Raw genomic sequence first — 1134 nt, 5'->3', positions numbered from 1 at the left:
ACACGGGAGGCGGTCACCCGGGTGCTGAAGGAGTCCCCGGAAGGGGTGACGGCGGCCGCCGCCGGGGAGCGTCTCGGCATCTCCCGGATCACGGCCCGGCGGTATCTGGAGCACCTGGTGACCGTCAACAGCGCCGCGAGGCGTCCACATTATGGGCAGGTCGGCCGACCGGAGTTGCACTACAGCTGGCTGGCCGCGGGGCGCTGACCGGTCGGCGTCCGCCGGGCCGACAAGCGCTTGCCGGTCGGTTTTCGGGACCGGGAGGACCTTCTCGGGGCGGGAAAAGAAAGCGCTGGTGGGGCGGGTTTCCCATACCGCCCGCCCGGTTCGCGGCTGGAGGTTCCTACGAAGCGTGTTCTGTGGGGAACGTACCGTAGCCAGGGCGGACATGGACTTCTACGGTGGGCCCCGTGCACCCCACCCCGCCCTTCAACGCCCCCGCCGCGCGCCGTCTCCGCGAGGCACTGGGGATGGCTCCCGGCCATGTCGCCTACGGGCTCGCCGCCCAGTACGGACTCCGGATCAGCGCAGAGACCGTCGTCGCCTGGGAGCGCGGCATCGCGACCCCCGGGGAACGCGAGCTGACCGCCCTCGCCGGCGTCCTGTGGTGCGCGCCCGGGGAGTTGCTGGCCGCCGCGGCCACCCTGCGCGAGCACCGGATGACCCGGGACCTGACCGTGGACGAGCTGGCCCGGCAGCTGGGGATGACCGGGGCCTCGTATCTGCGGATGGAGGAGTCGGGTCGCTGGCGGGGCAACGAGAAGCAGTCGGCGGCGCTGTGCCGGGCGCTGGGTCTGACGGCGGCGCAGTTCCTGACGGCGACGGGTCGCGACGAGGAGCTGGCGGAGTTGCTGAGCAGCGCGGTCACCACGCGCTGGCAGGCGTACGTCCGGCCGGTGGCGAAGGTCGTCCCGCTGGACCGGGCGCTGATCCAGGACGTGCTGGAGCAACTGCACACCGACTACCAGGCCCTGATGGTCTCGACGCTGAGCTGGAGCAGCACCGGCCGGGAACGCTCCGGGTCGACGGGCGACGCGGGACGGGCGTTCCTGGCCCGGGTGGTGGAGCAGTTCTGGCGGACCGCCCGGGTGTGACTCCGCGCGGGCCCCCCGTGCGCCCCCCGCGGTTCGAGGC

Annotated in this window: 1 protein-coding gene and 1 pseudogene; both read left to right on the top strand. The window is 72.9% G+C overall.

Features of this window, described 5'->3' with window-relative positions; all coding sequences use genetic code 11:
* Window positions 1-207: pseudogene (locus ACZ7HQ_RS45795) on the top strand (two-component system response regulator); the annotation flags it as partial.
* Window positions 208-470: 263 nt separating this feature from the next.
* Window positions 471-1094 (top strand): helix-turn-helix domain-containing protein, encoded by a 624-nt coding sequence (locus ACZ7HQ_RS45790; protein ID WP_030579948.1) that lies wholly within the window; start codon window positions 471-473, stop codon window positions 1092-1094.
* Window positions 1095-1134 lie beyond the last annotated feature (40 nt).

The organism is Streptomyces sp. NPDC037290 (genome assembly GCF_055603245.1).
This window is presented reverse-complemented; position numbering and strand designations above follow the sequence as displayed.

Bases quoted from the DNA above. Each gene is read 5' to 3' on its own strand.
- ACZ7HQ_RS45790 (WP_030579948.1), top strand. From the start codon at position 471: ATGGCTCCCGGCCATGTCGCCTACGGGCTCGCCGCCCAGTACGGACTC.